Source organism: Streptomyces sp. NPDC006879 (assembly GCF_042869595.1).
Lineage (GTDB): Bacteria > Actinomycetota > Actinomycetes > Streptomycetales > Streptomycetaceae > Streptomyces.
On record NZ_JBIAGC010000028.1, the window covers coordinates 51861 to 78065 of the forward strand.

Annotated in this window: 30 protein-coding genes; 11 read left to right on the plus strand and 19 right to left on the minus strand. The window is 70.1% G+C overall.

The features are described from left to right. Positions 1-68: 68 nt before the first annotated feature. The 5 genes from ACFYMC_RS20370 to bioB form a co-directional block, all read right to left on the minus strand. Positions 69-833 carry an ABC transporter ATP-binding protein gene (locus ACFYMC_RS20370; RefSeq protein ID WP_388527049.1) on the minus strand — a complete coding sequence of 255 codons (765 nt, stop codon included), beginning with the start codon at positions 831-833 and terminating at the stop codon, positions 69-71. A 93-nt stretch (positions 834-926) separates the two neighbouring features. Then, positions 927-1604 (minus strand): class I SAM-dependent methyltransferase, encoded by a 678-nt coding sequence (locus ACFYMC_RS20375; RefSeq protein WP_388527052.1) that lies wholly within the window; start codon positions 1602-1604, stop codon positions 927-929. 134 nt (positions 1605-1738) lie between these two features. Beyond that, complete coding sequence (bioD, locus tag ACFYMC_RS20380; RefSeq protein ID WP_388527055.1) at positions 1739-2452, minus strand: dethiobiotin synthase; 714 nt, start codon at positions 2450-2452, stop codon at positions 1739-1741. Position 2453: 1 nt separating this feature from the next. After that, on the minus strand, positions 2454-3767 hold the full coding sequence (locus tag ACFYMC_RS20385; protein WP_388527058.1) for an adenosylmethionine--8-amino-7-oxononanoate transaminase: 1314 nt from the start codon (positions 3765-3767) through the stop codon (positions 2454-2456). Continuing rightward, a complete protein-coding gene (gene bioB / locus ACFYMC_RS20390) occupies positions 3760-4992 on the minus strand; it encodes a biotin synthase BioB (RefSeq protein WP_388527060.1) in 1233 nt (410 codons plus the stop codon). The genes ACFYMC_RS20385 and bioB overlap by 8 nt, the downstream gene beginning before the upstream one ends. A 146-nt stretch (positions 4993-5138) precedes the next feature. Between bioB and ACFYMC_RS20395 the strand changes: the two genes are divergently transcribed. After that, positions 5139-6338, plus strand: coding sequence for an 8-amino-7-oxononanoate synthase (locus ACFYMC_RS20395; RefSeq protein ID WP_388527063.1), 1200 nt, complete (start codon positions 5139-5141; stop codon positions 6336-6338). 8 nt (positions 6339-6346) lie between these two features. Here ACFYMC_RS20395 and ACFYMC_RS20400 read toward each other — a convergent pair whose 3' ends face one another. Together ACFYMC_RS20400 and ACFYMC_RS20405 are read right to left on the minus strand one after the other, a co-directional pair. After that, positions 6347-6601, minus strand: coding sequence for a DUF397 domain-containing protein (locus ACFYMC_RS20400; protein ID WP_388527066.1), 255 nt, complete (start codon positions 6599-6601; stop codon positions 6347-6349). Positions 6602-6610: 9 nt separating this feature from the next. Beyond that, complete coding sequence (locus ACFYMC_RS20405; RefSeq protein WP_388527068.1) at positions 6611-7474, minus strand: helix-turn-helix domain-containing protein; 864 nt, start codon at positions 7472-7474, stop codon at positions 6611-6613. Between the two features lie 226 nt (positions 7475-7700). Here ACFYMC_RS20405 and ACFYMC_RS20410 point away from each other — a divergent pair, with 226 nt between their 5' ends. Beyond that, positions 7701-8162, plus strand: coding sequence for an ATP-binding protein (locus tag ACFYMC_RS20410; RefSeq protein WP_388527071.1), 462 nt, complete (start codon positions 7701-7703; stop codon positions 8160-8162). A 128-nt stretch (positions 8163-8290) separates the two neighbouring features. Here the strand turns inward: ACFYMC_RS20410 and ACFYMC_RS20415 are convergent, their stop codons facing one another. After that, positions 8291-8713, minus strand: a complete 423-nt coding sequence (locus tag ACFYMC_RS20415; protein WP_388527074.1) for a VOC family protein — start codon at positions 8711-8713, stop codon at positions 8291-8293. Between the two features lie 25 nt (positions 8714-8738). After that, on the minus strand, positions 8739-9224 hold the full coding sequence (locus ACFYMC_RS20420) for a C40 family peptidase (RefSeq protein WP_388527077.1): 486 nt from the start codon (positions 9222-9224) through the stop codon (positions 8739-8741). 549 nt (positions 9225-9773) lie between these two features. On the opposite strand from ACFYMC_RS20420, the gene ACFYMC_RS20425 reads away from it, so the two are divergent. From ACFYMC_RS20425 to ACFYMC_RS20450, 6 genes are read left to right on the plus strand one after another with little or no spacing between them, the layout of a single operon-like run. Beyond that, positions 9774-10076: an urease subunit gamma gene (locus ACFYMC_RS20425; RefSeq protein ID WP_388527080.1), complete on the plus strand. Its 303-nt coding sequence runs from the start codon at positions 9774-9776 to the stop codon at positions 10074-10076. A 15-nt stretch (positions 10077-10091) separates the two neighbouring features. Then, complete coding sequence (locus tag ACFYMC_RS20430; RefSeq protein ID WP_388527083.1) at positions 10092-10403, plus strand: urease subunit beta; 312 nt, start codon at positions 10092-10094, stop codon at positions 10401-10403. Further along, entirely contained in the window at positions 10396-12117 is a 1722-nt protein-coding gene (locus tag ACFYMC_RS20435) for an urease subunit alpha (protein ID WP_388527086.1), read from the plus strand. Before ACFYMC_RS20430 ends, ACFYMC_RS20435 begins: the two co-directional genes overlap by 8 nt. Further along, positions 12117-12791 (plus strand): urease accessory protein UreF, encoded by a 675-nt coding sequence (locus ACFYMC_RS20440; protein WP_388527089.1) that lies wholly within the window; start codon positions 12117-12119, stop codon positions 12789-12791. The genes ACFYMC_RS20435 and ACFYMC_RS20440 overlap by 1 nt, the downstream gene beginning before the upstream one ends. 31 nt (positions 12792-12822) lie before the next feature. Further along, entirely contained in the window at positions 12823-13509 is a 687-nt protein-coding gene (ureG, locus tag ACFYMC_RS20445; protein ID WP_388527092.1) for an urease accessory protein UreG, read from the plus strand. Further along, on the plus strand, positions 13506-14318 hold the full coding sequence (locus ACFYMC_RS20450) for an urease accessory protein UreD (protein ID WP_388527139.1): 813 nt from the start codon (positions 13506-13508) through the stop codon (positions 14316-14318). Before ureG ends, ACFYMC_RS20450 begins: the two co-directional genes overlap by 4 nt. A 163-nt stretch (positions 14319-14481) precedes the next feature. Here the strand turns inward: ACFYMC_RS20450 and ACFYMC_RS20455 are convergent, their stop codons facing one another. The 6 genes from ACFYMC_RS20455 to ACFYMC_RS20480 form a co-directional block, all read right to left on the minus strand. Continuing rightward, complete coding sequence (locus ACFYMC_RS20455) at positions 14482-15195, minus strand: lysophospholipid acyltransferase family protein (RefSeq protein WP_388527094.1); 714 nt, start codon at positions 15193-15195, stop codon at positions 14482-14484. 165 nt (positions 15196-15360) lie between these two features. After that, positions 15361-15525: a hypothetical protein gene (locus ACFYMC_RS20460; RefSeq protein WP_388527097.1), complete on the minus strand. Its 165-nt coding sequence runs from the start codon at positions 15523-15525 to the stop codon at positions 15361-15363. Positions 15526-15610: 85 nt separating this feature from the next. Continuing rightward, complete coding sequence (locus ACFYMC_RS20465; RefSeq protein WP_388527100.1) at positions 15611-16561, minus strand: cytochrome c oxidase assembly protein; 951 nt, start codon at positions 16559-16561, stop codon at positions 15611-15613. Positions 16562-16657: 96 nt separating this feature from the next. Next, positions 16658-17683, minus strand: a complete 1026-nt coding sequence (locus ACFYMC_RS20470; protein WP_388527103.1) for a 6-phosphofructokinase — start codon at positions 17681-17683, stop codon at positions 16658-16660. Between the two features lie 197 nt (positions 17684-17880). After that, complete coding sequence (locus tag ACFYMC_RS20475; RefSeq protein WP_388527105.1) at positions 17881-18609, minus strand: type 1 glutamine amidotransferase; 729 nt, start codon at positions 18607-18609, stop codon at positions 17881-17883. A gap of 19 nt (positions 18610-18628) precedes the next feature. Beyond that, positions 18629-19873 carry a MurT ligase domain-containing protein gene (locus ACFYMC_RS20480; protein WP_388527108.1) on the minus strand — a complete coding sequence of 415 codons (1245 nt, stop codon included), beginning with the start codon at positions 19871-19873 and terminating at the stop codon, positions 18629-18631. Positions 19874-19987: 114 nt separating this feature from the next. Here ACFYMC_RS20480 and def point away from each other — a divergent pair, with 114 nt between their 5' ends. Next, positions 19988-20548 (plus strand): peptide deformylase, encoded by a 561-nt coding sequence (gene def, locus ACFYMC_RS20485; protein WP_388527110.1) that lies wholly within the window; start codon positions 19988-19990, stop codon positions 20546-20548. 128 nt (positions 20549-20676) lie between these two features. Here the strand turns inward: def and ACFYMC_RS20490 are convergent, their stop codons facing one another. Then, complete coding sequence (locus ACFYMC_RS20490; protein WP_388527113.1) at positions 20677-21327, minus strand: TetR family transcriptional regulator; 651 nt, start codon at positions 21325-21327, stop codon at positions 20677-20679. Positions 21328-21506: 179 nt separating this feature from the next. On the opposite strand from ACFYMC_RS20490, the gene ACFYMC_RS20495 reads away from it, so the two are divergent. Next, positions 21507-22736 (plus strand): acyl-CoA dehydrogenase family protein, encoded by a 1230-nt coding sequence (locus ACFYMC_RS20495; RefSeq protein WP_388527115.1) that lies wholly within the window; start codon positions 21507-21509, stop codon positions 22734-22736. A 4-nt stretch (positions 22737-22740) separates the two neighbouring features. Here ACFYMC_RS20495 and ACFYMC_RS20500 read toward each other — a convergent pair whose 3' ends face one another. Beyond that, entirely contained in the window at positions 22741-23181 is a 441-nt protein-coding gene (locus ACFYMC_RS20500) for an SRPBCC family protein (protein ID WP_388527118.1), read from the minus strand. A 152-nt stretch (positions 23182-23333) separates the two neighbouring features. Between ACFYMC_RS20500 and ACFYMC_RS20505 the strand changes: the two genes are divergently transcribed. Further along, positions 23334-23537: a DUF5999 family protein gene (locus tag ACFYMC_RS20505; RefSeq protein WP_388527121.1), complete on the plus strand. Its 204-nt coding sequence runs from the start codon at positions 23334-23336 to the stop codon at positions 23535-23537. 142 nt (positions 23538-23679) lie between these two features. Here the strand turns inward: ACFYMC_RS20505 and ACFYMC_RS20510 are convergent, their stop codons facing one another. Both ACFYMC_RS20510 and ACFYMC_RS20515 read right to left on the minus strand, forming a co-directional pair. Beyond that, positions 23680-25059, minus strand: a complete 1380-nt coding sequence (locus ACFYMC_RS20510) for an FAD-dependent oxidoreductase (RefSeq protein ID WP_388527124.1) — start codon at positions 25057-25059, stop codon at positions 23680-23682. An 83-nt stretch (positions 25060-25142) separates the two neighbouring features. Beyond that, a complete protein-coding gene (locus ACFYMC_RS20515) occupies positions 25143-25808 on the minus strand; it encodes a TetR/AcrR family transcriptional regulator (protein ID WP_388527127.1) in 666 nt (221 codons plus the stop codon). Positions 25809-26205 lie beyond the last annotated feature (397 nt).

The window sequence follows — 26205 nt, forward strand, 5'->3', positions numbered from 1 at the left end:
CGCGAAACCCCGGCGAGGTCTCCCGTCGGGCGCCGCGGTCCGGGTGGGGGACCTTCCGAGCGCACAACCTAGTCCGTACGAGGCGCCGCGAACGAACGCATCCGTTCCCACACCGACTCCGCAGTCGGCTCGCTCAGACGGTCGGTCACCCGTCCGTCTCCCAGGAAGAGCACCTGGTCCGCGTGCGCGGCAGCACCGGGATCGTGGGAGACCATCACCACGGTCTGGGCCAGCTCGTCCACCGCGGAGCGGAGCAACGACAGGACTTCGGCTCCCGCGCGTGAGTCCAGGTTGCCGGTGGGCTCGTCCGCGAAGATCAGCTCTGGGCGGGAAACCAGGGCCCTGGCACAGGCCACTCGTTGCTGCTGCCCACCGGACAACTGGGACGGACGATGCCGTAGCCGGTCGCGCAGCCCCAAGGTGTCGACGACATGGTCCCACCAGTCCGGGTCAGGACGGCGGCCCGCGATGTTCATCGGCAGCGAGATGTTCTCCGCCGCCGTGAGCGTCGGCAGCAGGTTGAAGGACTGGAAGACGAAACCCACCCGGTCGCGCCGCAGCCGGGTCAGTTCCCGTTCCCGCAGCCCGGTGATCTCGGTGGAGCCCAGCCACACCTGGCCGGCCGAGACCGTGTCCAGGCCGGCCAGGCAGTGCATCAGCGTGGACTTACCGGAGCCGGACGGCCCCATCACCGCGGTGAACCGGCCGCGCTCGATGTCGACGTCGACCGCGTCCAGCGCTAGCACGGTCGTTTCCCCCTTGCCGTAGGCCTTGGTGAGGGAACGTGCGCGGGCGGCGGCTCCCGGCGCGGCCAAAACGGTCTCCCCTGGCATGGCGTGCCCCTCCCCGGTCCGGCTGGACGGGCACGAGCGTAGAGGCATCCGGTCCGCGGCGGTATCCCCTGGAGCCGGTGGGCGCCGGACGCCTCAGTCCTCCTCGGGCACCAGGGCCCTCCCCAGCTCGCAGAAGGAGGTGGGCAGTGCCGGACCTTGAGGTGGCACCCGCAGGCTGCGCGCCCGAGTCACCACGAGGCCCGCCTCCTCGATGGCCGAGATCGGCTCGCGCGAGGTGTGGCAGCCACCGCACAGACGGGGCCACACGGTGCTCCTGTCCAAGAGGGACTGGACCGTGGACATGGTGCGACCCGGTGCCCGACCGTGTTCGAGGAACCGGAGCTCTGCCCCCGGACGTAGCACCCGCCGGATCTCGGTGAGCGAACGCCGCAGGTCCCGCACCGAGCACAGGACCAGGCAGGCTACGGCGCCGTCGAAGGACTCGCTCTTGACCGGGAGCGCCTCCGCCGCACCGGGTACCACGTCCACGGGTACGGAACAGCGCTGCGCCGCCTCGCGGGCGAGCTTGCGCAGGGTGCGGTCGGGCTCCACGGCCACGACCTCGCAGACGGTGCGGGGATAGCGGGCGAAGTTCAGCCCGTTGCCCGCCCCGATCTCGATCACTCGGCCGCTGAGTCCGCTCAGCAACTCCGAGCGGAGTTCAGCGAACCCGCCGCGGGTGTCTGCGACCACGCTCATGCGGGCGTAGAAGCGGGAGAACACGGGGTGGTGCACTGGGTCGCGGGGCAGAGCCTGCTCGGGCATGGCCATCCTCCTGGGCGGCGAAGCACACGCCATCAGTGTCCCCCGGTATCCCGCCATCCACGCTCCGAAGCGGGGCTGGGGGACGGCGTGCCTTCCCAGGCGGTGGGGGCCGGTGATCCGGCCCCCACCCGGGAAGCGGCTCAGCCGTGCTGCTCCAGGAAGTGCGCGGCGCTCCACCGGCCGCCCAGCACCGGCGCCAACCACTGGACCGCCGTCGTGCGGAAGGCGGCGGGCCGGAGCCCGCCCGCTCCCTCGGGCAACACCCCGAGCAGGGGGGCGCCGCAGACCGCCGGCAGGTCCACCAGGTTGCAGCGGGCCGCCAGGTCGGGCTGGCCGGGCCAGCTGCCCACCACCACTCCAAGTGGGCGCAGCCCGCGTGACCGCAGGGCCTCGGCGGTCAGCTGGGTCGCGTTGAGGGTGCCGAGGCCGGGCGGTGCCACGACCAGAACCGGGGCGTCCATGAGCTGGGCGGCGTCGGCGAGGCTGTGGCCTTGTTCGTCGAAGTGGACGAGGAGCCCGCCGGCGCCCTCGACCAGCACCAGGTCGTGCTCGGCGGCCAGCTTCTCGGCCGCGCCGGCGATCTCCTGGGGTCCCACCGCGGCCATGTCGGCCCGGCGGGCGGCCGTGGCCGGGGCCAACGGCTCGGGGTAGCGAGCCAGCTCCGACGCGGTCACCGCACCGGCCAGCCTCGCCACCTCATCCACATCGCCGTTCTCGGTGGGACCCACTCCCGTCTGAGCCGGTTTGAGCACCGCGACGGTACGGCCCGCGGCCAGCGCCGTCGCTGCGAGTGCCGCAGTGACCACCGTCTTGCCGATCTCGGTTCCGGTACCGGACACCACCAAGATGCCCATCTCAGCCCTCCAGGGCTGCCGCGCACATCGCGCGGCCGATCCGGGCGACGTCCTCGTCGGAGCTCACGAACGGCGGCATGGCGTAGACGAGGTCGCGGAACGGCCGCAGCCACACGCCCTCGCGCACGGCGGCCCGGGTGGCAGCGGGCAGGTCCACCTCGTGGTCCAGCTGTACGACGCCGATGGCACCCAGCACCCGCACCTCCCGAACGCCCGGTAGCGCGGCGGCGGGTGCGAGCGACTTGTGCAGTGCCGACTCGATCCGGGAGACCTCCGCGCGCCAGTCCTGAGCCAGCAGCAGGTCGATGGAGGCGAGTGCGACCGAGGCGGCAAGCGGGTTCCCCATGAACGTGGGGCCGTGGGCCAGCACCGGCACCTCGCCCCGGGAGATCCCGTCGGCGACACGCGAGGTGCACAAGGTCGCAGCCATCGACAGGTAGCCGCCGGTCATGGCCTTGCCGATGCAGAGCACATCGGGGGTGATGCCGGCGTGGTCGGCGGCGAAGAGCTCACCGGTACGGCCGAAGCCGGTGGCGATCTCGTCGAGCACGAGCAGCACGTCGTGGGCGTCGCAGAGTTCGCGCAGCACCTTGAGGTAGCCGGGGGAGTGGAAGCGCATCCCGCCCGCGCCCTGCACCACCGGCTCGACGATCACCGCGGCCACCTCGTCGGCGTGCCGGGCGAACACCTCGTGCAGGTGCGCCACGTACCGCGGGTCCGGCGCGGCCGAGAAACCGGCGGGGGGCAGGTCGGCGAACACCTGCCGGGGCAGCGCCCCGGACCACAGCTCGTGCATCCCGCCCTGGGGATCGCACACGGCCATCGGTTGCCAGGTGTCACCGTGGTAGCCGCCGCGCCAGGTCAGCAGTCGTCGCTTGTCGGGCCGACCCAGTGAGCGCCAGTGCTGGAGCGACATCTTCACGGCGACCTCGACGGCGACCGATCCGGAATCGGAGAGGAAGACGTGTTCGAGTCCGGTCGGGGTGATCTCCACCAGGCGCTGGGCCAGCCGGACGGCGGGCTCATGGGTGAGCCCGCCGAACATCACATGGCTCATCCGCTCCAACTGGTCGCGGGCCGCCTCGTTGAGGACCGGGTGGTTGTAGCCGTGGATGGCCGACCACCAGGAGGACATCCCGTCGACCAGTTCGTGTTGCCCCTCTGCCGCAGCGGCCAGGCGCAGCCGCACCCCCGAGGCGGATTCCACGAGGAGCGGTTCCTGCCTGCCCGGCATGGGACCGTACGGGTGCCAGACGTGCTGCCGGTCGAGGGAGAGCAACTCCTCTGCGGTGAGCGGCGGTCTCGGATCAGGCATTGGGCGCGAGATCCGTTCCGGCGCCCCGGCGGCGAACCGCCACCAGATCGGTGCGCGCTTCGGTGGCGGTGGCGGAATTCGGGGCGCTCTCGGCGGGCTCGTGCGCGCCGCCGCAAGGGCCACAGCCGCCGGTGTGCGCACCGCAGGCTGTTTCCGTCTGGTCGGGCGAGGAGCCGCAGCCGCCGCTTGTGTGTGAGCCGCAGCCACCCGCCGACTGGTCAGCGCGGTGTGAGGGCAACGTCGTGGTGTCGGTTCCCTCCACCTCGAAGCCCGCGTCCGCGATCATGTCGAGGTCGGCCTGGCCCGCCTGACCCTCACTGGTGAGGTAGTCGCCGAGGAAGATCGAGTTGGCCAGGTGCAGGGCGAGCGGCTGCATGCTACGCAGGTGCACCTCCCGGCCGCCTGCCAGACGCACCTCGACGTCGGGGCACACGAAGCGCACCATCGCCAGGATCCGCAGGGCCCGCTGGGGAGTCAGGTTCCACTCCTTGGCCAGGGGAGTGCCCTCGAAGGGGATGAGGAAGTTGACCGGGACCGAGTCCGGGTCGAGCTCACGCAGCGCGTAGACGACGTCGACGAGGTCCTCGTCGCTCTCTCCCATGCCCGCGATCAGGCCGGAGCAGGCCGACAGGCCGGCGTCGTGCGCCTTGCGGACGGTGTCCACCCGGTCGGCGTAGGTGTGAGTGGTGGTGATGTCGCCGTAGGTGCCCTCGGAGGTGTTGAGGTTGTGGTTGTAGGCGTCGGCGCCGGCTTCCCGCAGCCGTTCCGCCTGGCCGTCGGAGAGGAGCCCGAGGCAGGCGCACACCTCCACACCCTCGTTCTGTTCCTTGATCGCCTCGATGGTCTTCGACACCCGTGCGACGTCGCGGTCCGTGGGACCGCGGCCACTGGCCACCAGGCACACGCGCTTGGCTCCGCCCGCGACTCCGGCGGCAGCCGCCTTGGAGGCATCCTCGGCGCCCAACCAGGTGTACTTGAGGATCTCGGCCTTGGAACCGAGTCGCTGGGAGCAGTAGGAGCAGTCCTCGGGGCAGAGCCCGGACTTCAGGTTCACGAGGTAGTTGAGTTTGACCCGGCGGCCGAACCACTGGCGCCGCACCTTGCCGGCGGCGGCCACCACGTCGAGCAGTTCGTCGTCGGAAGTCGACAGTACGGCGAGGGCTTCTTCGCGGGTGGGCAGCTCGCGCCGCAGCCCCTTGTCCACCAAGGTGTTCAGCAGGTCCATGAGGCCGATCCTGACTTAAGGTACGGCTCCTGGCCAAGGAGAGATTGCACAACATGCCGCCGTCGGCGTGTGTGCATCGCCACACCGGGTCGGTGATCCGGGGCCGTTAGGGTCTGTGGGCAACCAACAAACGCGAGGAATCCGCCATGCCCCAGGACGTGCCCCCGGTCGTAGTGCACGGTGCGCGCGAGGACGTGTTCGCCTGGATCGAGGACGGTGCGCGCGAGCGCATCCGTGCAGGTCTGGTCAGGAAGCTGAGTCCACGGCCGGTTGCTGGGGGCAGCCTGGATCTGGCGAGCAACGACTACCTGGGGCTGACCCGGCACCCGGAGGTCACGGCTGCCGCGGCGGACGCGGCGGGTCGTTGGGGAGCCGGAGCCACCGGTTCCAGGCTGGTCACAGGCTCCACCGAACTTCATGCCGAACTCGAGCGAGAGCTGGCGGCGTTCTGCGGCTTTGAGTCCGCCCTGGTGTTTTCCTCCGGATATGCCGCCAACCTCGCAGCGGTCACCGCGCTCAGCGTGCGCGGGGGCCTCCTCGTCTCCGATGCGGGCAACCACGCCTCGATCGTCGACGGCTGCCGACTCTCCCGAGCCGAGACCACGGTCGTACCGCACGCGGACCCGGAGGCGGTTCGCAAGACGCTGGGCGCCCGTCCGGGGCGTGCGCCGGCCGTCTTGGTCACCGACTCGGTCTTCTCGGTGGACGGTGACGCGGCGCCGCTGCACGCCCATGCGCAGGCGTGTCGAGAAGAGGGCGCCGCGCTGCTGGTCGACGACGCACACGGACTGGGAGTGCTCGGCGAGGGAGGCCGGGGTGCCCTGCACGCGGCCGGGTTGGCCGGTGCCCCGGACGTGGTGGCCACTGTCACCCTGTCCAAATCGCTCGGCAGCCAGGGCGGCGCCGTCCTCGGCCCGGCCCGGGTCATCGACCACCTGGTCAACACCGCGCGCACGTTCATCTTTGACACGGGGCTGGCTCCCGCCGCGGCCGGTGCCGCCCTCGCGGCCCTGACGTTGCTGCGTCGCGAACCGCACAGGGCCACGAGGGCGCGGGAGGTGGCGCGGGAGTTGCACGGGGGGCTCACCGGTGCCGGGCTGACCGCGGCCAGGCCGGATGCGGCGGTGGTGTCGGTGCAGGCCCCTTCGGCGGCGACGGCACTGCGATGGGCCGCGGACTGCCGTGAGGCTGACCTCTGGGTCGGATGCTTCCGGCCGCCGTCGGTTCCCGACGGCGTCTCGCGGATCCGACTGACGGCGCGGGCAGACCTCACGGAACGCGAGATCGAGCGGGCGCTCGCCACCCTCATCCGGACCGCTCCGGCCGGAGCCAACTCCCTGGACTGAGGAGGGGGTCAGCCCAGGGATCGCACATCCGCGCGTCTGAGGTGTGCCAGGAAACGGGTCCAACTGGGAGCGGTGAAGAACAGGGGTTGGTCCGCCGGGCGTTTGGAGTCGCGCGCGGCGGTCCGGCCATCTGAGAGGAACGCCGCCTCCACGCAGTTGTTCATCCCGGTACTACGGCTGCTGCGCAGCCATGGGGACTGGCTCGGCACGGGGCGGGTGCCGCGCTCCGGGTCCGGCGGGGGCAGGGAAGCAAAGGGGGGCATGGTGCCTCCTTAAGAGCCTTCGGCGATCTGGTGGATGAGGTCGCGGGAGCCCTGGGGCGAAAGGGCATGCTCCTGGATCGTCTCGAACGCGGCCACGTAGGCCTCCAGGTCTTCCTTTCGCTCCAAGTAGAGGCTACTCGTCAAATGGTCGAGAACCACCACGTCCAGATCGGCCATGCTCGGAAATGAGAAAATTACGAAAGGCCCGGTGAGGCCGAGATGGCCCCCCACGCTGAATGGCAGGACCTGGATCCGCACGTGCGTCAACTGCCCTACTTCGCCGAGGAATCGCAGCTGTTCCGCCATCACCTCGGGGCCACCGACCTGGCGTCGGAGCACTGCTTCGTCCAGCACGGCGCTGAGCCGGATCGGGGGGTCGCTGCGGAGTACCGACTGCCTGGCCAGTCGCACCTCGACCAGTGCCTCGACCTTCGGATCCGGTAGGCCGCCAAGTGCGGCCCGGGTCACCGCCCTTGCATAGGCGGGGGTCTGTAGCAGGCCGGGCACCACCGCGAGCTCCACCGTCCGCGCCGAGCGGGCCTGCGCCTCCAAACTGATGAAGTCGCGGTACTCCTCCGGCAGTAGCCCTCGGTACTCATGCCACCACTGCCGGCTACGACCGCTGTCGTCAGCCGATCCAGCGAGCGCTTCCAGCAAGGCTCGCTCCGGGCCGCCACCCACCCCATAGGCGTCGAGCAGCAGTCGCACGTCAGTTGGTTTCACGCCACTACGCCCGGTCTCAATCCGGCTGATCTTCGACTGGTGCCAACCTGCCAGCAGCGCGGCCTCACCGCTGGTGAGTCCGGCGCGATCGCGTAGTGTACGGAGCTCCTCGCCGAGCTTGCGCCGCCGGACCGCGGGACCGTAGCGCATGGACGCCTCCTCACCTCGGCGCACGTGCGCCGGACCGCCACCCAAATACGCTCTTCCGTAGCAGAGTTCACCGCATCGGGGGACAGATATATGCAGATCTTGGTGGAACAGCAGCCGCGGCGGCTCGCGGGGTGGCACTCTGGCGCGACAGCACAGAACCGGGGCCGCGTGTGAGGTCAGCGCGCCGAGCGATCCGCCCGGCCCTGGTGGAAAAGGAAACGTCGCCATGGCAGACCACCAGGAAGTATCCGTCACTCTGCCGAGCGATCCAGCCTCGGTTGCAGTTGCCCGTCGGTACGTCGCCGAGGCGCTCAGCGAATGGGGCCTGCCCGATGGTGACGGTGCCGCGGACACGGTACGCCTGATCGTCTCCGAACTCGCCACCAACGCCGTACAGCACACCTTCGGCCAATCGCCCACCTTCACGGTCGTGCTCGCGTTGGAGCGGGAGGAATGGCTGCGCATCGGCGTCACGGACAGTCACCCGCGTTGGCCCAGACGACTCCCGGCCGCAGTCCAACAGGACAACGGGCGAGGAATGGTGATCATCCGCTGGCTCACGGCGGAGTCCGGTGGGAGGTTGTCGGTCAGCCCGGTCGAAGGCGGTGGGAAGACTGTCTCGGTGGCCCTTCCCTGGCACGCCGCGACGTCCCCCGAGCGCGACACGGCGGACCGGCGGTGCCCCTGAGGGCGCCTCGCCCGGACCCGGCGGGGCCAGGCCGCCGGGTCCGCTCGTTCCCCCTCCGGTGGTGTCGAGGTTGCGCGGAGTCGGCCACCTGGACTGCCCGCGACCCCCTGGCGATCGCATTGCGCCAGCTATGCGGACGAGCTTTGGGCATCCGGGCCGGCGAGGTCCAAGTCCCGCTCTGAAGCACTGCGTTCCACGCAGAACTCGTTGCCCTCGGGATCGGCGAGCACCACCCAACCGGAGCCGTCTCCCCGGCGCTGGTCGTCGACGACAGTGGCTCCGAGGCCAAGGAGTCGGTCGACTTCCTCGTCGCGTGTGCCGGCGGACGGCTGAATGTCCAGGTGGACGCGGTTCTTGACCTTCTTGATGTCCGGCACCCGGATGAACAACATCGCTGGCACACCCTGTTGTCTCGGGTCGATGAGGACCTCCTCGTCGCCAGGGTCGCTGTCCTTCAGCACGTAGCCGGTGGCGCCGGCCCAGAACTCGGCGATGGTGTAAGGGTCCAGGGCATCGAAGGTGATATGCCGGACGGGGTTCGTGAAGGGCACGGGACTCCTCGAACGGGGGTGATGGTCAATGCACCCGACCGTAGTACACGTTCGACGACCAGATCGGCTCCAGTCTCACAACGGAACCCGATTTGGGGGAGTGCCAGATCCTGCCCCCGCCGGCGTATATCCCCACGTGATAGATGTTCCCGCGAGAATGGAAGAAGACCAAGTCCCCTTCTTTGCGGTGTGATTCGGAGACGCGCCGGGTCCGGTGGTACTGCGAGGCGGCCGTCCGGGGCAGGGGCTTGCCGGCCTTTCGGTACGAGAAGAGGGTGAGCCCGGAGCAGTCGAAGCGGTCGGGTCCCGCCGCTCCCCATTCGTAGGGGGAGCCCTTTTTCGAGGCTGCGATGCGAAGTGCCCTCGAAGCGTGGGCCGTCGCGGCCTCGGCCCGTCCGGACAAGTCCGGTGCGATCGTTCCCGCCGCGATCAGGGCCAGTGTGAGGGCGGCGGTGATGCTGAATCGGGAGGGCGCGGACGGGGCCTGTTTAAGACGCTGTTCCTTGTACATGGGCAACCTTTCGGGACGTCGGGTGAGTTGTCCTCGACTCAGGGTTCCTGACCTGCCAATTGCCGCAAGTCGGAGCATAATCGGGCATTTATCATCCTCCTCAACTCCCGCGCGGCTCGGCGTGGCGTTGGTGATCGTGCAGGTCAGGGCCGCCCGGGGAAGGTCCCCCGGGGAGCCGTCTGCCGGGGGGCTACTCCGTGCGGGGGACGGCCCCTGGGCCGACCCGGGGCGCGCGCCGTATACGAGCCGCCCGTCGTGGCACTGCCGCGCCTCGCCCGGACGGGGCGTCCCCGCGCGACATCGTGGCGGGCGCGGCTGGCGGGGCGGGCGCGGCTCACCACACCCCCCTCGTGCGAAAGGGTGCGTCCGGTGCGTGGTGCGTACTTGGCCGGTGACCGCGGGGTGGGGGTTTCGTCGACGAAGGTCGGGGGTCCGACCGATGCTCTATACCGGTACACCAGCTGAAACCTGAGTTAACGCGATGGAAAACCAGGAGTCCTACCGTGCGAAGCCGATGGTGTCGTCGGAACACGGAGCGAGGGGGTACCTGTGCACTTGACCCCGCACGAACAGGAGCGGTTGCTGATCCATGTGGCCGCGGACGTGGCGGAGAAGCGCAAGGCGCGTGGAGTCCTGCTGAACCACCCCGAGGCCGTGGCGTTGATCACCTCCCACCTACTCGAAGGGGCGCGTGACGGTCGTACCGTCGCCGAACTGATGGCCTCGGGGCGCAGGGTGCTCGCACGCGAGGACGTGATGGACGGGATCCCGGAGATGGTGCGGGAAGTACAGGTCGAAGCGACCTTTCCGGACGGCACCAAGTTGGTCACCGTCCACGATCCGATCCTCTGAAAGGACCACCCGCGCGTGATCCCCGGCGAAACCCTCCACGGCGACGGGCCGGTGCTTCTCAACGAGGGGCGTACTGTCACCCGTCAGACCGTGCTCAACACGGCCGACCGCCCCGTGCAGGTCGGATCGCATTACCACTTCGCTGAAGCCAATCCCGGCCTGTCCTTCGACCGCGCCGCCGCCCGCGGGTTGCGGCTGCACATCGCAGCGGGCACCGCCGTGCGCTTCGAACCCGGCATCCCGGTGCAGGTGGAACTCGTTCCGCTGGCTGGACTACGGGTGGTCCCGGGTCTGCGGGGTCAGACGAAGGGGGCCCTCGATGTCTGAGCTGACCCGGGAGGCCTACGCGGACCTGTTCGGACCCACCCGGGGCGATCGCATCAGGCTGGCGGACACCTCGCTGTTGATCGAGGTGGAGGAGGACCGCTGCGGGGGGCCGGGACGGGCCGGCGACGAAGCGGTCTTCGGCGGCGGCAAGGTGATCCGCGAGTCGATGGGCCAGGCCCGTACGACCCGCGCCGAGGGTGCACCGGACACCGTGATCACCGGAGCGGTGGTGCTCGACCACTGGGGCGTGATCAAGGCGGACGTGGGCATCCGGGAGGGAAGGATCACTGCACTGGGCAAGGCGGGCAACCCGGACACCATGGACGGGGTCCATCCGGCGCTGGTGATCGGTCCGGAGACCGAGATCATCTCGGGCAACGGGAAGATCCTCACCGCAGGGGCCATCGACGCGCACGTCCACTTCATCTCGCCGACCCTCGTCGAAGAGGCATTGGCCTCCGGAATCACCACGATGATCGGCGGCGGCACGGGGCCGGCCGAAGGGAGTAAGGCCACCACGATCACGCCCGGACCCTGGCACCTCGCGCGCATGTTCGCGGCCCTGGACTCGATGCCCGTCAACATCGGCCTGTTGGGCAAGGGGAACACCACGTCCCGTGAGGCCATGCACTCCCAACTGCGCGGCGGCGCAATGGGCTTCAAGATTCACGAGGACTGGGGAGCGACACCGGCGGCCATCGACGCCTGCCTTGGGGTATGCGAGGAGAGTGGTGCACAACTGGCCCTTCACACCGACACCTTGAACGAGGCGGGATTCGTCAAGGACACCCTCGCCGCTATCGCCGGACGCACCGTGCACGCCTACCACACCGAGGGGGCTGGAGGCGGGCATGCTCCCGACATCATCACCGTCGTCAGCCAGCCGCACGTACTGCCCAGCTCGACCAACCCGACCCGGCCCCACACGGTCAACACGGTTGAGGAACACCTGGACATGCTCATGGTGTGCCACCACCTCAATCCCGCCGTGCCGGAGGACCTGGCCTTCGCGGAGTCCAGGATTCGACCGAGCACCATTGCCGCCGAGGACGTACTCCACGACCTCGGGGCCATTTCGATCATCTCCTCCGACTCCCAGGCGATGGGAAGGATCGGCGAAGTCATCCTGCGGACCTGGCAGACCGCGCACGTGATGAAGCAGCGCCGCGGTGCCCTTGCCGGGGACGGACGCGCCGACAACCTGCGAGCCCGGCGGTACGTGGCGAAGTACACCATCAACCCGGCCGTCGCCCAAGGTGTGGCACGTGAGATCGGTTCGGTGGAGCCCGACAAGCTCGCCGACCTGGTTCTGTGGGAGCCGGCCTTCTTCGGAGTCAAACCGCAGTTGGTCATCAAGGGCGGCCAGATCGCCTTCGCCCAGATGGGGGATGCCAACGCGTCCATTCCCACCCCGCAACCCGTCCTGCCCCGAGCGATGTTCGGCGCTCACGGTCGAGCCCCTCAGCAGAACTCGCTGAACTTCGCCGCACCGGCGGCTCTGGCCGACGGGCTCCCCGAACGCCTCGGCCTGGGAAAGCAGTTCCTGGCCATCGACAGCACACGCGCTGTGACCAAGGCGGACATGCGGTGCAACGATGCGCTGCCGCGTGTGGAAGTGGACGCCGACACCTTCACCGTCACCATCGACGGTGAAGCGGTCGAGCCCGCTCCCGCCGCTGAACTGCCCATGTCGCAGCGGTACTTCCTCTTCTGATGAGCCGTACAGCGCTGCTCCTCCTGGCTGACGGGCGGTTCCCCGCCGGCGGCCATGCCCACTCCGGTGGGGCCGAGGCAGCCGTCAGGGCCGGCCGGGTCCACGACGCGGCCACCCTGGAGGAGTTCTGCCGAGGACGACTGCACACCACCGGCCTGGTGGCAGCCGCCCTCGCCGCCGCGGCGAGCACGGCGGCAGACCCACTGCCGTGGGACGAGGCCGCCGATGCCCGAACCCCGGCCCCGGCGCTACGGGCCACCTCCCGCAAGCTGGGCCGTCAGCTCATGCGGGCGGCGCGGACCGTCTGGCCGCACCCCACGCTCGACCGACTGGCCGAGGAACGGCCCCGGGGCGCCCACCAGAGCGTCGTCCTCGGGGTGACGGCTGGGGTCGCCGGCCTGGGCCCGGCAGACGCCGCCCAGGCAGCCGCCTACGAGGCCATCAGTGGACCGGCGTCCGCCACCGTGCGGCTGCTGAGCCTCGATCCCTTCGAAGCCACCCAGGTCCTGGCCCACCTCGCGGCGGAAGTCGACGAGGTGGTCACCCGAGCCGTCGGCGCGGCTCAACGGGCCCACCTGGACGGCGCCCACCGGCTGCCGGCCGCCTCGGCGCCGCTGCTGGACATCGACGCCGAACAACACGCTGCCTGGCCCGTGCGGCTCTTCGCCTCCTGACCCACCCCATGAACCACGGAAGGGACCTGCCGTGCATCTCGACCATCCCACCAGCTATCCAAGCCGTCACACCTACAGCGCCCCTCGGACGCGCGAGGGCGGCACCACCCGTGCCCTGCGTATCGGCCTGGGCGGCCCGGTGGGTTCGGGCAAGACAGCCACCGTGGCCGCCCTCTGCCGCGCCCTGCGTGAGGAGTACTCGCTCGCGGTCGTCACCAACGACATCTACACCCGCGAGGACGCCGACTTCCTGCTGCGCCACGCTGTGCTCCCACCGGAGCGGATCACGGCGGTGGAGACCGGGGCCTGTCCCCACACGGCGATCCGGGACGACATCTCCGCCAACCTGGAGGCGGTGGAGGACCTTGAGGACTCCCTCGCACCCATCGACGTGATCCTGGTCGAATCCGGAGGGGACAACCTCACCGCGACCTTCTCCAAGGGACTCGTCGACGCCCAGGTCTTCGTGATCGACGTCGCCGGTGGAGATGACATCCCCCGCAAGGGAGGGCCCGGCGTGACCACCGCCGACCTACTCGTCGTCAACAAGACCGATCTCGCCCCGTACGTCGGCTCAGACCTTGATCGGATGGCTCGCGACGCCGCCGAACAGCGCGGCACCCTGCCCGTCCTCTTCACCTCGCTGGCCCAGGAGGGCGGGGTCGCGCCCGTGGCGGACTGGGTCCGAGACCAGGTGGCGCAGTGGCGGCGGCAGTGACCGCGGCCTTCCCCCGCACCGTTCCTACGGCTCCCGCGCAGCCCAGGGGGCTCACCGCCACCGCCCGCATCGAGGCGGTCCGTGACGCCCGGGGCGGTACCGCGCTGCCGGTGCTCGCCGGTGCCGGACCGTTGGCCCTGCGGCGCACCCGAGAGGGGCGACCGGGCGTCGCTGCCGTCACCCTCGTCGGCGCCATGAGTGCTCCGCTGGGCGGCGACCGGTTGACGGTGGAGGCCACCGTGGGGCCCCGTGCCGCCCTGCACCTCGGTTCGGCAGCCGCCACCTTGGCCCTGCCCGGCCCGCATGGCGAGCGTGCCCACTACACGGTGGACCTGGAGGTGGGCGCGGACGCTGAACTGCGCTGGCTACCGGAGCCAGTGGTATCGGCCCGCGGCAGTGATCTGCGGGTGCACACCCGGATCGCCCTCGACGGGACGGCGCGGCTCCTTCTGCGCGAGGAGCAGGTCCTCGGCCGTGCCGGCGAGGAGCCGGGGCGGCTTTCGAGCCGGCTCACCGTCGACCGGGACGGGCGTCCCCTGCTCGACCAGGAGTTGGAGTGCGGGCCGGGCGCACCCGGCGGCTGGGACGGCCCGGCCGTGCTCGGCGGGCACCGTGCCCTCGGCCAGCTGTTGATCGTCGACCCCCGGTTCGAGACGGCGCCACCGGCGGCCCGCAGTCTGGACGGCTGCGCGGTCCTCACCCCGCTCGCCGGCCCGGGTGTCCTGGTCACGGCCCTCGCACCGGACGCCCTGCAGCTGCGCGTCCTGCTCGATGCGGCGCTGGGCGCCTATGACGGCGCAGGGACCTGAGGGCTACCCGGTCGTCCTCCCGCGCTTCCCTTCGTGGTCGAGCCCCGCCGGCGTGTCCTATCGCCCCCGGAAGCTGCCCGAGCGGTCGCCGTGCGCATCGGGCGCCGGAGCGAGTGGACGGCCCCGGGCCGAGCTCCCGTTGGATTGGGCCGGCGGTCCGCCGTCAGCAGGCTGAGCGGGGCGGCCTGCGGCCGCGTGCCGCCGCCTCAGCGGCCTTCACCTCGGCCGCGTAGCGGTCCACGTACTCCTGCCCGGAGAGCCCCATGATCGCGTACATGATCTCGTCGGTGACGGCCCGTAGTACCGCCTTCTCGTTCTCCAATCCGGCGAACCGGGAGAAGTCCATGGGCTCGCCGAAGCGGATCGTCACCCTTCGGATCTTGGGCCAGACCTGGCCGGGGGGCTGGATCTCGAACGTGCCCACCATGGCGCAGGGGATCACCGGTACACCGGCCCGCAGGGCCATCGCCGCCACACCCACCTTGCCCTTGTACAGCCGGCCGTCGTGCGAGCGGGTGCCCTCCGGGTAGATGCCCAACAGCTCGTCCTTGGCCAACACCCCCAGGCCCTCACGGACCGCTGCCTGCCCGGCCCCCTTGCCGGACCTGTCCACCGGGATCTGACCGGCGCTGCGGAAGAAGGCCGCGGTGAGCCTCCCCTTCACTCCGGGCCCGGTGAAGTACTCGGCCTTCGCCAGGAAGGTGATGCGACGCTTGAGGACCGCCGGCATCAGGAAGTGGTCCGAGAAGGACAGGTGGTTGCCCGCGACGATCGCGGCACCGTGTTCCGGGATCCGCTCCCGCCCCTCGATCCTTGGCCGGAACAGAAGCTTCAGCAGTGGTCCCAGCAGTACGTGCTTCAGTACGTAGTAGAACAACCGAGGCGCTCCTTCACCGGGTCGGCCGAGCGGACCGGCCGGTCAGTCTAGAGGCACTCGCGGCTCAGCGTAACCACGCCGTCACACCCCGGGGCGCCCCGGCAGTCCGGCGCCCGGCGACGTGGAAGGAGCCGGACGCCGAGTGCCCGCAGGGCCCGTCGTCGGTCAGGGGCCCGCCTTGCGGGACATCGCCGTGCCCGCGGTCAGTGCGCCCAGCACCACCCAGCCGAACCAGAGCCAGCCGTTACTGCCGAGCGCCACCGAGTAGGCGGATACCAGCACCAGGCCGACGATCGTCATCACGGCCATCGCCTTCGTAGAACCGGGCATGAGCCACCCCTTCTCCCGACGTCCGGCGCTTCGGCGCCCCAGCGGCGACCTCTAGGGCCATGGTCGCGCCCGAAGCGGCCCCGCGCTAGCGCCCGCGCGCCTGGAGGGAGGCGAGGTAGGCGTTGTAGGCCTCCAGTTCCTTGTCGCCGTCGCGATCGGCGGCCCGGTCCATGCGCTTGGCCTGGCGCTGTTCGGAGCGGTACCACTGGTAGACCAGGGCGATCAGGACCAACACCGAGGGGACCTCGCTGAAGGCCCAGGCGATGCCCCCCGCCCACTGCTGGTCGTCCAGGGCGTCGATGCCCAAGGAGACCGGCGGATTGGCATAGGTGCCGATCAGCGGCTCGGAGGCCATCATCAGCGCGATGCCGAAGAAGGCGTGGAAGGGCATGCCGGCGAAGAGTTCCAGCATCCGCATCACGTAGCCCGGGCGGTGCGGGCCCGGGTCCACACCCATGATCGGCCAGAAGAACACCAGGCCGACCGCGAGGAAGTGAACCATCATCCCGAGGTGCCCGGCCTTGCTGCCCATCAGGTAGTCGAAGATCGGAGTGAAGTACAGCGCGTACAGGCTCGCGATGAACAGCGGGATCGTGAAGACAGGGTGGGTGATGATCCGCATGTAGCGGCTGTGCAGGAGCATCAGCAGGAGTTCGCGCGGGCCCTTGCGGCCGCGCGCGGCCGGTGGCAGGGCACGCAGTGCCAGCGTGACCGGCGCCCCGAGCAGCAGCAGGATGGGGGAGAGCATGCTGATGATCATGTGCTGCACCATGTGCACGCTAAAGAGGACCATGCCGTAGTCGTTCAACTTGGTGCACATCACCAGTGCGATGCTCAGCACACCGGCCACGAACGCGAGGGTACGCCCCAGCGGCCAGCCGTCGCCGCGCTGTCGTAGCCGCAGCACCCCCCACCCGTACAGCGCGAGGGCCGCCAGGCAGCCGATCAGGAAGAACGGTTCGGCGGAGAATTCCAGTCCGCGGCCGAGAGTGAACGGCGGGAGGTCCATGTGCATGCCGTGCCCGCTGTGGTCCATATGTCCGCTCCTGTACCGGCCTGTGTTGCCCCACCACAGTAGTGCCGCCCCCGGCGCTGACCTGCGCCGGGGGCGGCACTCACGAAGGGAGGTCTGTCACAGTACGTTTTGCGCCTCGACGTAGCGATCCTCGGGAACCGTCTTGAGCTCCTCCACCGCGGTGGCCAGCGGCACCATCACGATGTCGGTGCCGCGCAGCGCCGTCATCATCCCGAACTCGCCCCGGTGCGCGGCCTCCACCGCGTGCCAGCCGAAGCGGGTGGCCAACACCCGGTCGTACGCCGTGGGAGTGCCGCCACGCTGGACATGACCGAGGATCACCGGCCGGGCCTCCTTGCCCAGACGTTCCTCCAACTCGACGGAGAGCTGGCGGGCGATGCCGGCGAAGCGCTCGTGGCCGTAGATGTCCTTGCCGCCCTCTTCGAACTCCATTGATCCAGAGCGGGGCTTGGCGCCCTCGGCGACCACCACGATCGCGAAACGCTTGCCCGCCTCGAAGCGGGCACCCACCACCCGGGTGAGTTCGTCGATGTCGAAGGGGCGCTCCGGCACCACGATCGCGTGCGCGCCGGCGGCCATGCCCGAATGGAGGGCGATCCAGCCCGTGTGCCGGCCCATCACCTCGACGATGAGGACCCGCTGGTGGGATTCGGCGGTGGTCTTCAACCGGTCGAGGGCCTCGGTGGCCACGCCCACCGCCGTGTCGAAGCCGAAGGTGACGTCGGTGACGGCGATGTCGTTGTCGATGGTCTTCGGGACACCGACGATCGGCAGCCCACCTTGCGCGAGCAGGTTCGCCGCCTTCAGAGTGCCCTCGCCGCCGATCGGGATGATCGCGTCCAGGCCGAGGTCGGCGACGTGGCCGAGTGCTCGTTCCACTCCGTCACGCAGGTGTGCCGGCTGAACGCGGGATGACCCCAGGATCGTGCCGCCACGCGCCAGGATGCCGCCGACCGCGTCGAGGTCGAGCTTGCGGTAGTCGCACTCCAGCAGGCCCTTCCAGCCGTCGTGGAAGCCGATGACCTCGTCACCGTGGTCGACAACGGCGCGGTGCACGACCGAACGGATGACGGCGTTCAGGCCGGGGCAGTCGCCCCCGGAAGTGAGCACACCAATTCGCATGGCGAAAAACCTTTGAACGTGGGCCTAGGACCGGACCACGTCGTCCGGTTGGATCCCCGCCACCATACAAGCGGCGGCCCGGGTGGTTGAACCATGCTCCACATAGCGGGCACCCGCAGTTGGACGAAGCGACCAGGATGCGGCCCGCCCCGGCCGGAACACCGGGTCGGGGCGGGCCGCAGAGTCGCGCGCAGTGCTCAGGCGGGCTGTGTGGCCGCCGCGATCCGCTCCTGGCGCAGCGCCTCGTACCAGTGGTCCTCCACCGGCGGAAGCGCGTTCACGTCCAGTGCCAGCTTCAGCAGCAGGTCGGCGATCTGCGGGTTGCGCGCCATCACCGGCCCGTGCATGTAGGTGCCGAAGACCGTGTCGTTGAACGCGCCCTCGGTTCCGTCACCGGTGCCGTTGCCCCGGCCGAGGCGGACCTGGGCGAAGGGGCGGGCACTCGGGCCCAGGTGGGTGACGCCCTGGTGGTTCTCGAAGCCCGTCAACGGGGGCAGTCCGAGTCGAGGGTCGATGTCGCCGAGCACGTCACCGACGCAGCGCGCGCCCTCGCCCCGCACCGTCACCACGTCGAGTAGTCCCAGGCCCTCCTGGCGGTCGCCGAGGTCGTTGACGAACTCCTGGCCGAGGATCTGGTAGCCGGCGCACACGGAGAAGACGATGGCTCCGTTGGACACGGCCCGCTCCAGGCCGCCGTCACGCAGCAGCCGCTCCGCGGCCAACCGCTGTGGCCGGTCCTCACCGCCGCCGATGAGGTAGATGTCGCCAGACGTGGGAACCGGCTGGTCGCTGCGCACGTCCACCCGCTGCACGTCCAGTCCGCGCTGGCGCGCGCGGCGCTCCACCACCAGGGCGTTGCCCTGGTCTCCGTACGTGCTCAGCAGGTCCGGGTAGACCCACACCAGACGCAGGCTGTTGTCGCTCATGCTGATGTCCTTGGGGGTTTCAGTTGCCGACGCGGCGGCGCACGTCCTGGAATGCGGTGTAGTTGGCGATGAGTTCGATCCGTCCGGGCGGCGCCAACTGGACGGCTTCGTCCACCGTGTCACAGACCTGGAAATCGAGTCCGGCGACTTCCAGGCGGACGGCGAGGTCGAGCCGGCGGTCGCCGATCACGAAGATCGGGTGGCCGGCAAGACGGGTGTAGTCCACGTCCCACAGCCAGGAGGTGTCCGTGCCGTCGGCGCCCCGGGCGTTCACCGAGAGGATCACCGGGGTGGGTGGCGGGTCGATCAGGGAGAAGGTCTCCAGCCAGCCCGCGGGGTTCTTCGCGAGCAGCAGACGGATCTCCCGGTTCTGGAAGCTGACCACGTCATAGCGTCCGGCCACCGCCTGCACCTGGTACATCCGCTCCAGCGCGACCTGCGGAGGCACGCCGAAGGCGGCGGCGACGGCGGCCGAGGTCGCCGCGTTCGCCTTGTTGGCCCGTCCGGGCAGTTGAAGCCGGATCGGCCAGGCGGAACCGTGCGGGTCCAGTACGTGGTCTCCCTTGAGCGCCCAGGTGGGGATGGGGCGTCGGAAGCCGCAGTCGCCGCAGAACCAGTCGTCGCCGGGGCGTTGCATCACACCACCGCAGGAGGGGCAGGACCAGGCGTCGTCCTTCCACTCCTGGCCCGCCGCCACCCACACGACGTTCTGCGAGGAGGAGGCGGCCCAGACGATGAGGGGGTCGTCGGCGTTGGCGATCACGACCGCCTTGGTGCCGGTCAGACCCTCGCGCCACTTCTCGGCCAGCATCCGTGTCTCCGCAGCGCGGTCCAACTGGTCGCGGGAGAGGTTCAGGAGGGCGATCGCCTTGGGCGTCACGTCCCGTGCCACGCCGGCCAGGTACTTCTCGTCGACCTCGATGACGCCGTACTTCGCGTCCGACCCGCCGGCGAGTGCCGAGGTGATGCCCGCGGGCATGTTCGCGCCGAGTGCGTTGGAGACCACCGGGCCGCTGGCCCGCAGCGCCTCGGCGATCAACCGGGTCGTCGTGGTCTTGCCGTTCGTCGCCGAAACCAGGACGACATCCAGGTGCTGTGCGAGTCGGCCCAGCAGATCGGGGTCCAGTTTGAGCGCGACCCTGCCGCCGATCACCGATCCACTTCCACGCCCTGCGGCACGCGAGACCGCAGCCGCGGCCTTGCCCGCCGTCACGGCCAGCTTGGCCCTCGGCGTAAGCGGCTCCGTGTTGCCTGCGCCTGCCATCGTCCCTGTTCCTCCTTGCGTCGGTCCGGGCTCAGCCTATCGAGATACTGTCGAAGGCCGGACCGCGGCACCGCTCCGATCCGTCAGATCCTCGCTCGTCGTACGCTAACGGCCATGCGACAGCGCCCCATCCCCGGTAGTTCCGGCCTCCTCCGCACCATGAGCCTGCTCGGCGACCCGGTGCTCCACACGGCCTGTGAGCCGGTGGTCGAGTTCGGTCCGGTGCTCGACCGTCTCATCGAGGACATGTTCGCGACGATGTACGGGGCCCAGGGCGTGGGCCTGGCCGCGAACCAGATCGGGGTCGGGCTCCAGGTGTTCGTCTACGACTGCCCCGATGATGAGGACGTGCGGCACCTCGGCCACATCGTGAACCCGAGACTGGTGGAGGTCGGCGGCGAGGAGATCCGCGGTCCGGAGGGCTGCCTGTCCCTGCCCGGACTGGAAGCCCCCACGGTGCGCCACGACCGTGCGGTGGTCGAAGGTGTGGATGCGGCGGGCGAGCCGGTGAGGGTCGTCGCGACGGGGTTCTTCGCCCGTTGCCTCCAGCACGAGTGTGATCACTTGGCGGGCGCCGTGTACGCCGACCGTGTCACCGGACTGAGCGCCCGGCGTCTGCGGCGGGCCATCGCCCGCGCGCCCTGGGCCGGTTCGGTCCCCTCGGCGAGGGCGTGAGGCGGCGGCGCCCGGCCCTGTGCGGTGCCCGGCCGTTCGCGCAACTGCGCCGCCGGGTGAGCCGCGCGGCGGACCGGGTCCGGTCCGGTCCGCCCTGGCGCTCAGGTCAAGGACCGCCGGCCACGGTGTCAGAACGCCGGGCCGCCGGCGCGGTCGCCCGCAGTGGCCAGCCTGCCCCACAGGAGATCGGTGAGTGCGCAGACCAACGTTGCCCGGTCGCAAGGGCGTTCGCCCAGCCACCAGTCGCCGGCCGCATGCATCATGCCGACGATCCCATGGCCCCACACCCGGGCCATCTGCTCGCTGCCAGGCCCTACGTCGACCCGTTCGGCGATGACTCGGGCGAGCTCCTCGCCGAGGCGGCGCAGGAGGGGGGCGGAGTGTCTGCCGACGTCGAAGCCGTGCTCGGATTCGACGGGATGGGACTCTTCTGCCGGGTGCATCAGGAAGCGGTAGACCTGCGGCCGGGTTTCGATGGCCGTCAGGTAGGTGTCGAGGGTGGCCTCCACTCGGGCCCTGCGCTGTGCCGGGGCGTCCAGTGCTGCGCGCAGGGAGTCGAGGAGGGCGTCGGTGTGCCGTGCCGCGAGTGCCCGGTAGAGGCCGCCCTTGTCGCCGAAGTGGCGGTACAGGATCGGTTTGGTGATGCCGGCCTCCGCCGCGATGGCGTTCATGGAGGCCTGCGGGCCGTCCCGGAGCACCACCCGGTCGGCCGCCTCCAGCAGCTCGCGCCGGCGTTGCTCCGCCGCGGTGCGTTGGTCGGTCTGCGCAGTGGTTTCCATGAGGTGCTCTCCCCGCCGGTGCGATTGCCTGACGCCCCGGCAACGTAACACCTTCGGCTCCGCTTGCCGGATCGATCGCCCGGGCAACAGTGGTTGACATGCCTTACTCGTCGGTAACAGACTGCTGACGCACGACGAGTTACCGCAAGTAACGCAATGTCTGGGAGGGCCGAGGGGTCATGGCGGAATTCACCATGGAACTGAGCGACGAACAGCGGGAGGTCCGCGACTGGATCCATGGCTTCGCCGCCGATGTGATCCGCCCGGCCGCCGCCGAATGGGACGAGCGCGAGGAAACCCCCTGGCCGGTCATCCAGGAAGCGGCCAAGGTCGGGATCTACTCCTTGGACTTCTACGCCCAACAGTTCTTCGACCCCACCGGACTGGGAATTCCGATGGCGATGGAGGAGCTCTTCTGGGGTGACGCGGGCATCGCCCTGTCCATCGTCGGCACCGGACTGGCCGCCATCGGAGTCGTCGCCAACGGCACCGAAGAGCAGGTCGGCACCTGGATTCCCCAGATGTACGGTGATGCCAACGATGTGAAGGTCGCCGCCTTCTGTTCATCCGAGCCCGACGCCGGATCCGATGTCGGCGCCATGCGCACCCGCGCCGTCTACGACCAGGCCAAGGACGAGTGGGTGCTCAACGGCACCAAGACCTGGGCGACCAACGGCGGAATAGCCAACGTCCACATCGTCGTCGCCGTGGTCGACCCGGACCTCGGCTCCAAGGGACACGCGTCCTTCATCGTCCCGCCGAACACCCCCGGACTCTCCCAGGGGCAGAAGTTCAAGAAGCACGGTATCCGTGCCTCGCACACCGCCGAAGTGGTCCTGGAAGACGTACGGGTCCCCGGCTCCTGCCTGCTGGGCGGCAAGGACAAGCTCGACGAGCGGCTGGCCCGGGCCAGGGAGCGGGCCCGGGCGGGCGGCGGCGAGCGCGTGAAGAACGCGGCCATGGCCACCTTCGAGGCCTCCCGCCCCGCCGTGGGCGCCATGGCGGTCGGCACTGCCCGGGCCGCCTACGAAGTCGCCCTTGACTACGCCAAGACGCGCACCCAGTTCGGTCGGCCGATCATCGACAACCAGGGGGTGGCCTTCCAACTCGCCGACATGCGCACCCAGATCGACGCAGCCCGGCTCCTCGTCTGGCGAGCCTCCTGGATGGCCACCACCGGCAAGGCCTTCACCTCCGCAGAGGGTTCGATGTCCAAGCTCTTCGCGAGCGAGACGGCCAAGAAGGTCACCGCGCAAGCGGTCCAGATCCTCGGTGGCAACGGATTCACCCGCGAGTACCCGGTCGAGCGCATGCACCGGGACGCGGCCATCTACACGATCTTCGAGGGGACCAGCGAGATCCAGCGCCTGGTGATCGCGCGCACGCTCTCCGGGATGCCCATCCGCTGACCGCTCACGCTCGCGCCAGCAGCGCCGCCAGCGTCCGGCCGAACACGAGCCGGGCGCAGGCGGCCACCACCGGGTCGAACAGCCGCGGCACACCCCGCACCCGCAGTTCCTCCCACCAGTTGACCTCGCACCCGTCCGCACCGTCCGGGGACACCTCGATCTCCGCCCAGCCGGTGATCACCCGCCCCGTCTTGACCAGCCGGCAACGGCCGGCGCAGCCGTCCACCGGGGGCAGCCAGCCGACCACCTCCATGGGGTCATCGAAGGCGAAGGGGCCCAAGCCGGTACGGGCGGTGAAGCGGGTGCCGAGGCCCGTCGCCCCCTCCGTTTCGACAAATGTCCTGGTCAACGGGGTGTGGGCGCCATGTCGTGGCCAGTCGGTCAGGCGGGGCCAAGCGACCTCGGGGGCGAGGGGGAACCGGCGGACGATCCGGATAGCGGGCACCCGTCGATCATAGATCGGACGTCCACTGAATGAGATCGCTCCCGAAAACGGGTTCCGCCGCGCCACCAGAATCGGTAATACTTCCCGCCACCCTTGTGGAGGGCGATCACGGCCCGTGGTCGGGCGCCCACCACAGAGCGAGGAGGTGTGCCATGTGTATCCACCAACCCCCGTGCCCGCCCGTCGACCGTGCTGATCGCGACGCCGCCCGCACCGTGGCCTTCCACCCCGAACAGGGCTGGAGCCTGCTGTGCAACGGTTCGGTCCTCTTCGACGACACGGGTGAACTGCTCCCAGACGGCCGCGCGGTCTCCCCGCGTCGGCCAGCCGAGACCCGACGGCCCGCCGCGGTCTGACCACCGCAGTCCCAAGCGTTGGAGGCACAAGTGCGACAGATCCTGATCCGCAAGCCCGTCCCCAAGCCCGCTCCGCGCGACCTCGACCTGCGTACCCCGTCGGGGCGCCCACTGCCCTACTGAGGCTCCCCGCCGCGGGCGGTCACTCACCGCCCGCAGCCGCGAGCAGTCCGGCCCAGTCAGGGATCTTGACCGAGCGCCGCCCCAGAGCGCGGCCCAGGTCAGCCTCTGCTGCCTCGATCGCCAACCAGCCCGGCCAGGTCACCGGCCGCAGCCCCAACGCCCGGATGGCTGTGAGGGGGTCACCGGCGAACACCTCGCGGCGGGCCAGCGCGGGAGCGTCGGCCAGGAGCGAGGCGACGGTCTCCTTGGCACACGGACGGTTGCTGCCGATCACGCCGGTCGGTCCTCGCTTGATCCAACCGGCCACGTACTCACCCAGCGCGGCGGAACCGTCACGGAGCACCCGTCCGCCCGCATGCGGCACCGTCCCCTTCGCCGGGTCGAAGGGGAGGCCTGCGAGCGGTACGCCCAGATAGCCCACCGACCTCAACACCAACTGCGCCTGGATGTCCTCGTAACGCCCGGTCCCCCTGACGCCCGAGGGCCCCTCGGGCTCGGTCCGCTCGAAGCGCACGCCGGACGTTCGGCCGTCTGGGCCGGCGAGCACCTGCACGGGTCGCAGGAAGAACCGAAGGTCGATGGTGCGTGAGCCACCGGTGGGAGGCAACTGGGACCAGCCCCGCAGCACCTCGACGTTGCGCCGCTGTGCCGCTGGAAGGCCGGCCGTATCCAGGTACCGCGGGTCCAGCGCCAGTTCCGAGGGGTCCACCACGGTGTCGACCCCCGCCAGCGTGCCCAACTCGCGCAACTCCTTGGTGGTGAACTTGCCCTGTGAGGGTCCTCGCCTTGCCACCATGTGGACCGCGCGGACACCGCTGCCGGCCAGTGCCCCAAGCGCTGGTTGCGGCATGTCGGTGGGCCGAAGCTCCTCCGCCCCGCGGGCCAGGATGCGGGTGACGTCCACCGCCACGTTGCCCGCGCCGATGACGATCGCGGAGTGCACCGGTCGCAGGCTCGAACCTCTGAAGGCGTCCCCGGAGCTATCCGGGTGCGCGCTGTACCACGAGACGAACTCCGTAGCCGAATGGCACCCGGGCAGTTCCTCGCCCGGGATCCCCAAGCGCCGGTCCCTGGCTGCGCCCACGCAGTAGACGACCGCGTGGTAGAGCCGGAGCAGTCGCGCGGTGCTCAGCCCCGTGCCGGGAGGCGCGTCGGCGGCAGCAACCTCCACGTGTCCGAGGAACCGGATCCGCTCGTGTTCCAGGACCGTGCGCAGATTGCCCTGGAGGGACTTGATCTTCTCGTGATCGGGAGCCACCCCGTAGCGCACCAACCCGTACGGACAAGGCAGCCGATCGAGCACGTCGACGTGCACCTGCGGTACGGCGTCCTGTTGTACGAGGGCCTGGGCCGCGTAGACCCCGCTGGGCCCTGAACCGACCACTGCCACACGAAGCACGGCGGGGCTCCCTTCGTCGCCCGCGAGGTGCTTTCAGCATGCACCGCGTTCGCCTCCAAGGCCATGCGCGCGCACCGACCGGCTCAGTCGGCTTCGGCGGCCTGTCGTACCCCTTGCGGGTCAGCCGGAAGCACGCCGATCACCGCGGGGCGGTCGCACTGCGGGGGGTCACCCTGTTCCCAGTCCAGTCCGTAGCGCTGGAAGAGCTCCGCGCGCAGCCGTTCGGCCGCCATCCCCGCGCCCGGAAGGAGTATCGCGAACACCGCCCCCATCAGCAGGGCGCGCAGGAGCGGGTAGTCGGCGTCCACGTCCCCGGAGCCGTAGCGTGCGACCGTCTCTCGCAGGAGTTCGGCCAGGCGTCGTTGCTCGGCGCACTGCACGAAGCCCTGTGCCTGCAAGATCCCCGCCATGTGCGTGCGCATGAGCACGGGCTGGTCCCGGGCCAGCCCGAGGATCGCGTCGATGGCCCGCGCCAGCATTTCCCGGCCGTCGGCATCGGCTGGCTCCCGCTCCAGCGCGGCTTGGAGTGTCCGGTGCATCAGGCGGTGCACGGCGGACTGGAGCAGTTGGCGTTTGCCGGGGAAGTAGTAGGAGACGAGACCCCGGGCCGTGCCGGCGCGGTCGGCGATGTCCGCGAGGGTGGTCGCCTCGTAGCCGCGTTCGCCGACCAGTTCGACCGTCGCTTGGAGCAGTCGCTCGCACGAGCGCCTGCGCAGTTCTTCATTGACCGATGCGCTGCGCGGGGACATGCTGAACTCCTGCGTTGACTGGCTGCCAGCCAGTATACTCGGGGCAGCCCGCCACGGGCCCGAAGGGGCTCGTTCCGTAGGCCTGCCACCGACACTGGGCGACGCGGGGGATCGCCCAGTGACCGGTGGCCTCCTCTTGCGGGCCCGCAGTCTCTCCAGCGCTCCTAAGGCCTGTTCCGCAGTACCCGGTGGGCGCGCGACGACGGCTACGGCGCTTCGCCGCGTTGTCGAATCGCCCGATCACACCCGGTATGAAGGCGACCCTCCGCCTTGCGACGCACCGCAGCTGACGCAACACGCCCTAGTACTCCAGCAGCACTTCGTGGCTTGACCTGGGGAAACGTCGAGCGGGTGGGAGTGTAGCGGGCAGGAGTCGGTCACGGACGGCTTCTGCCCG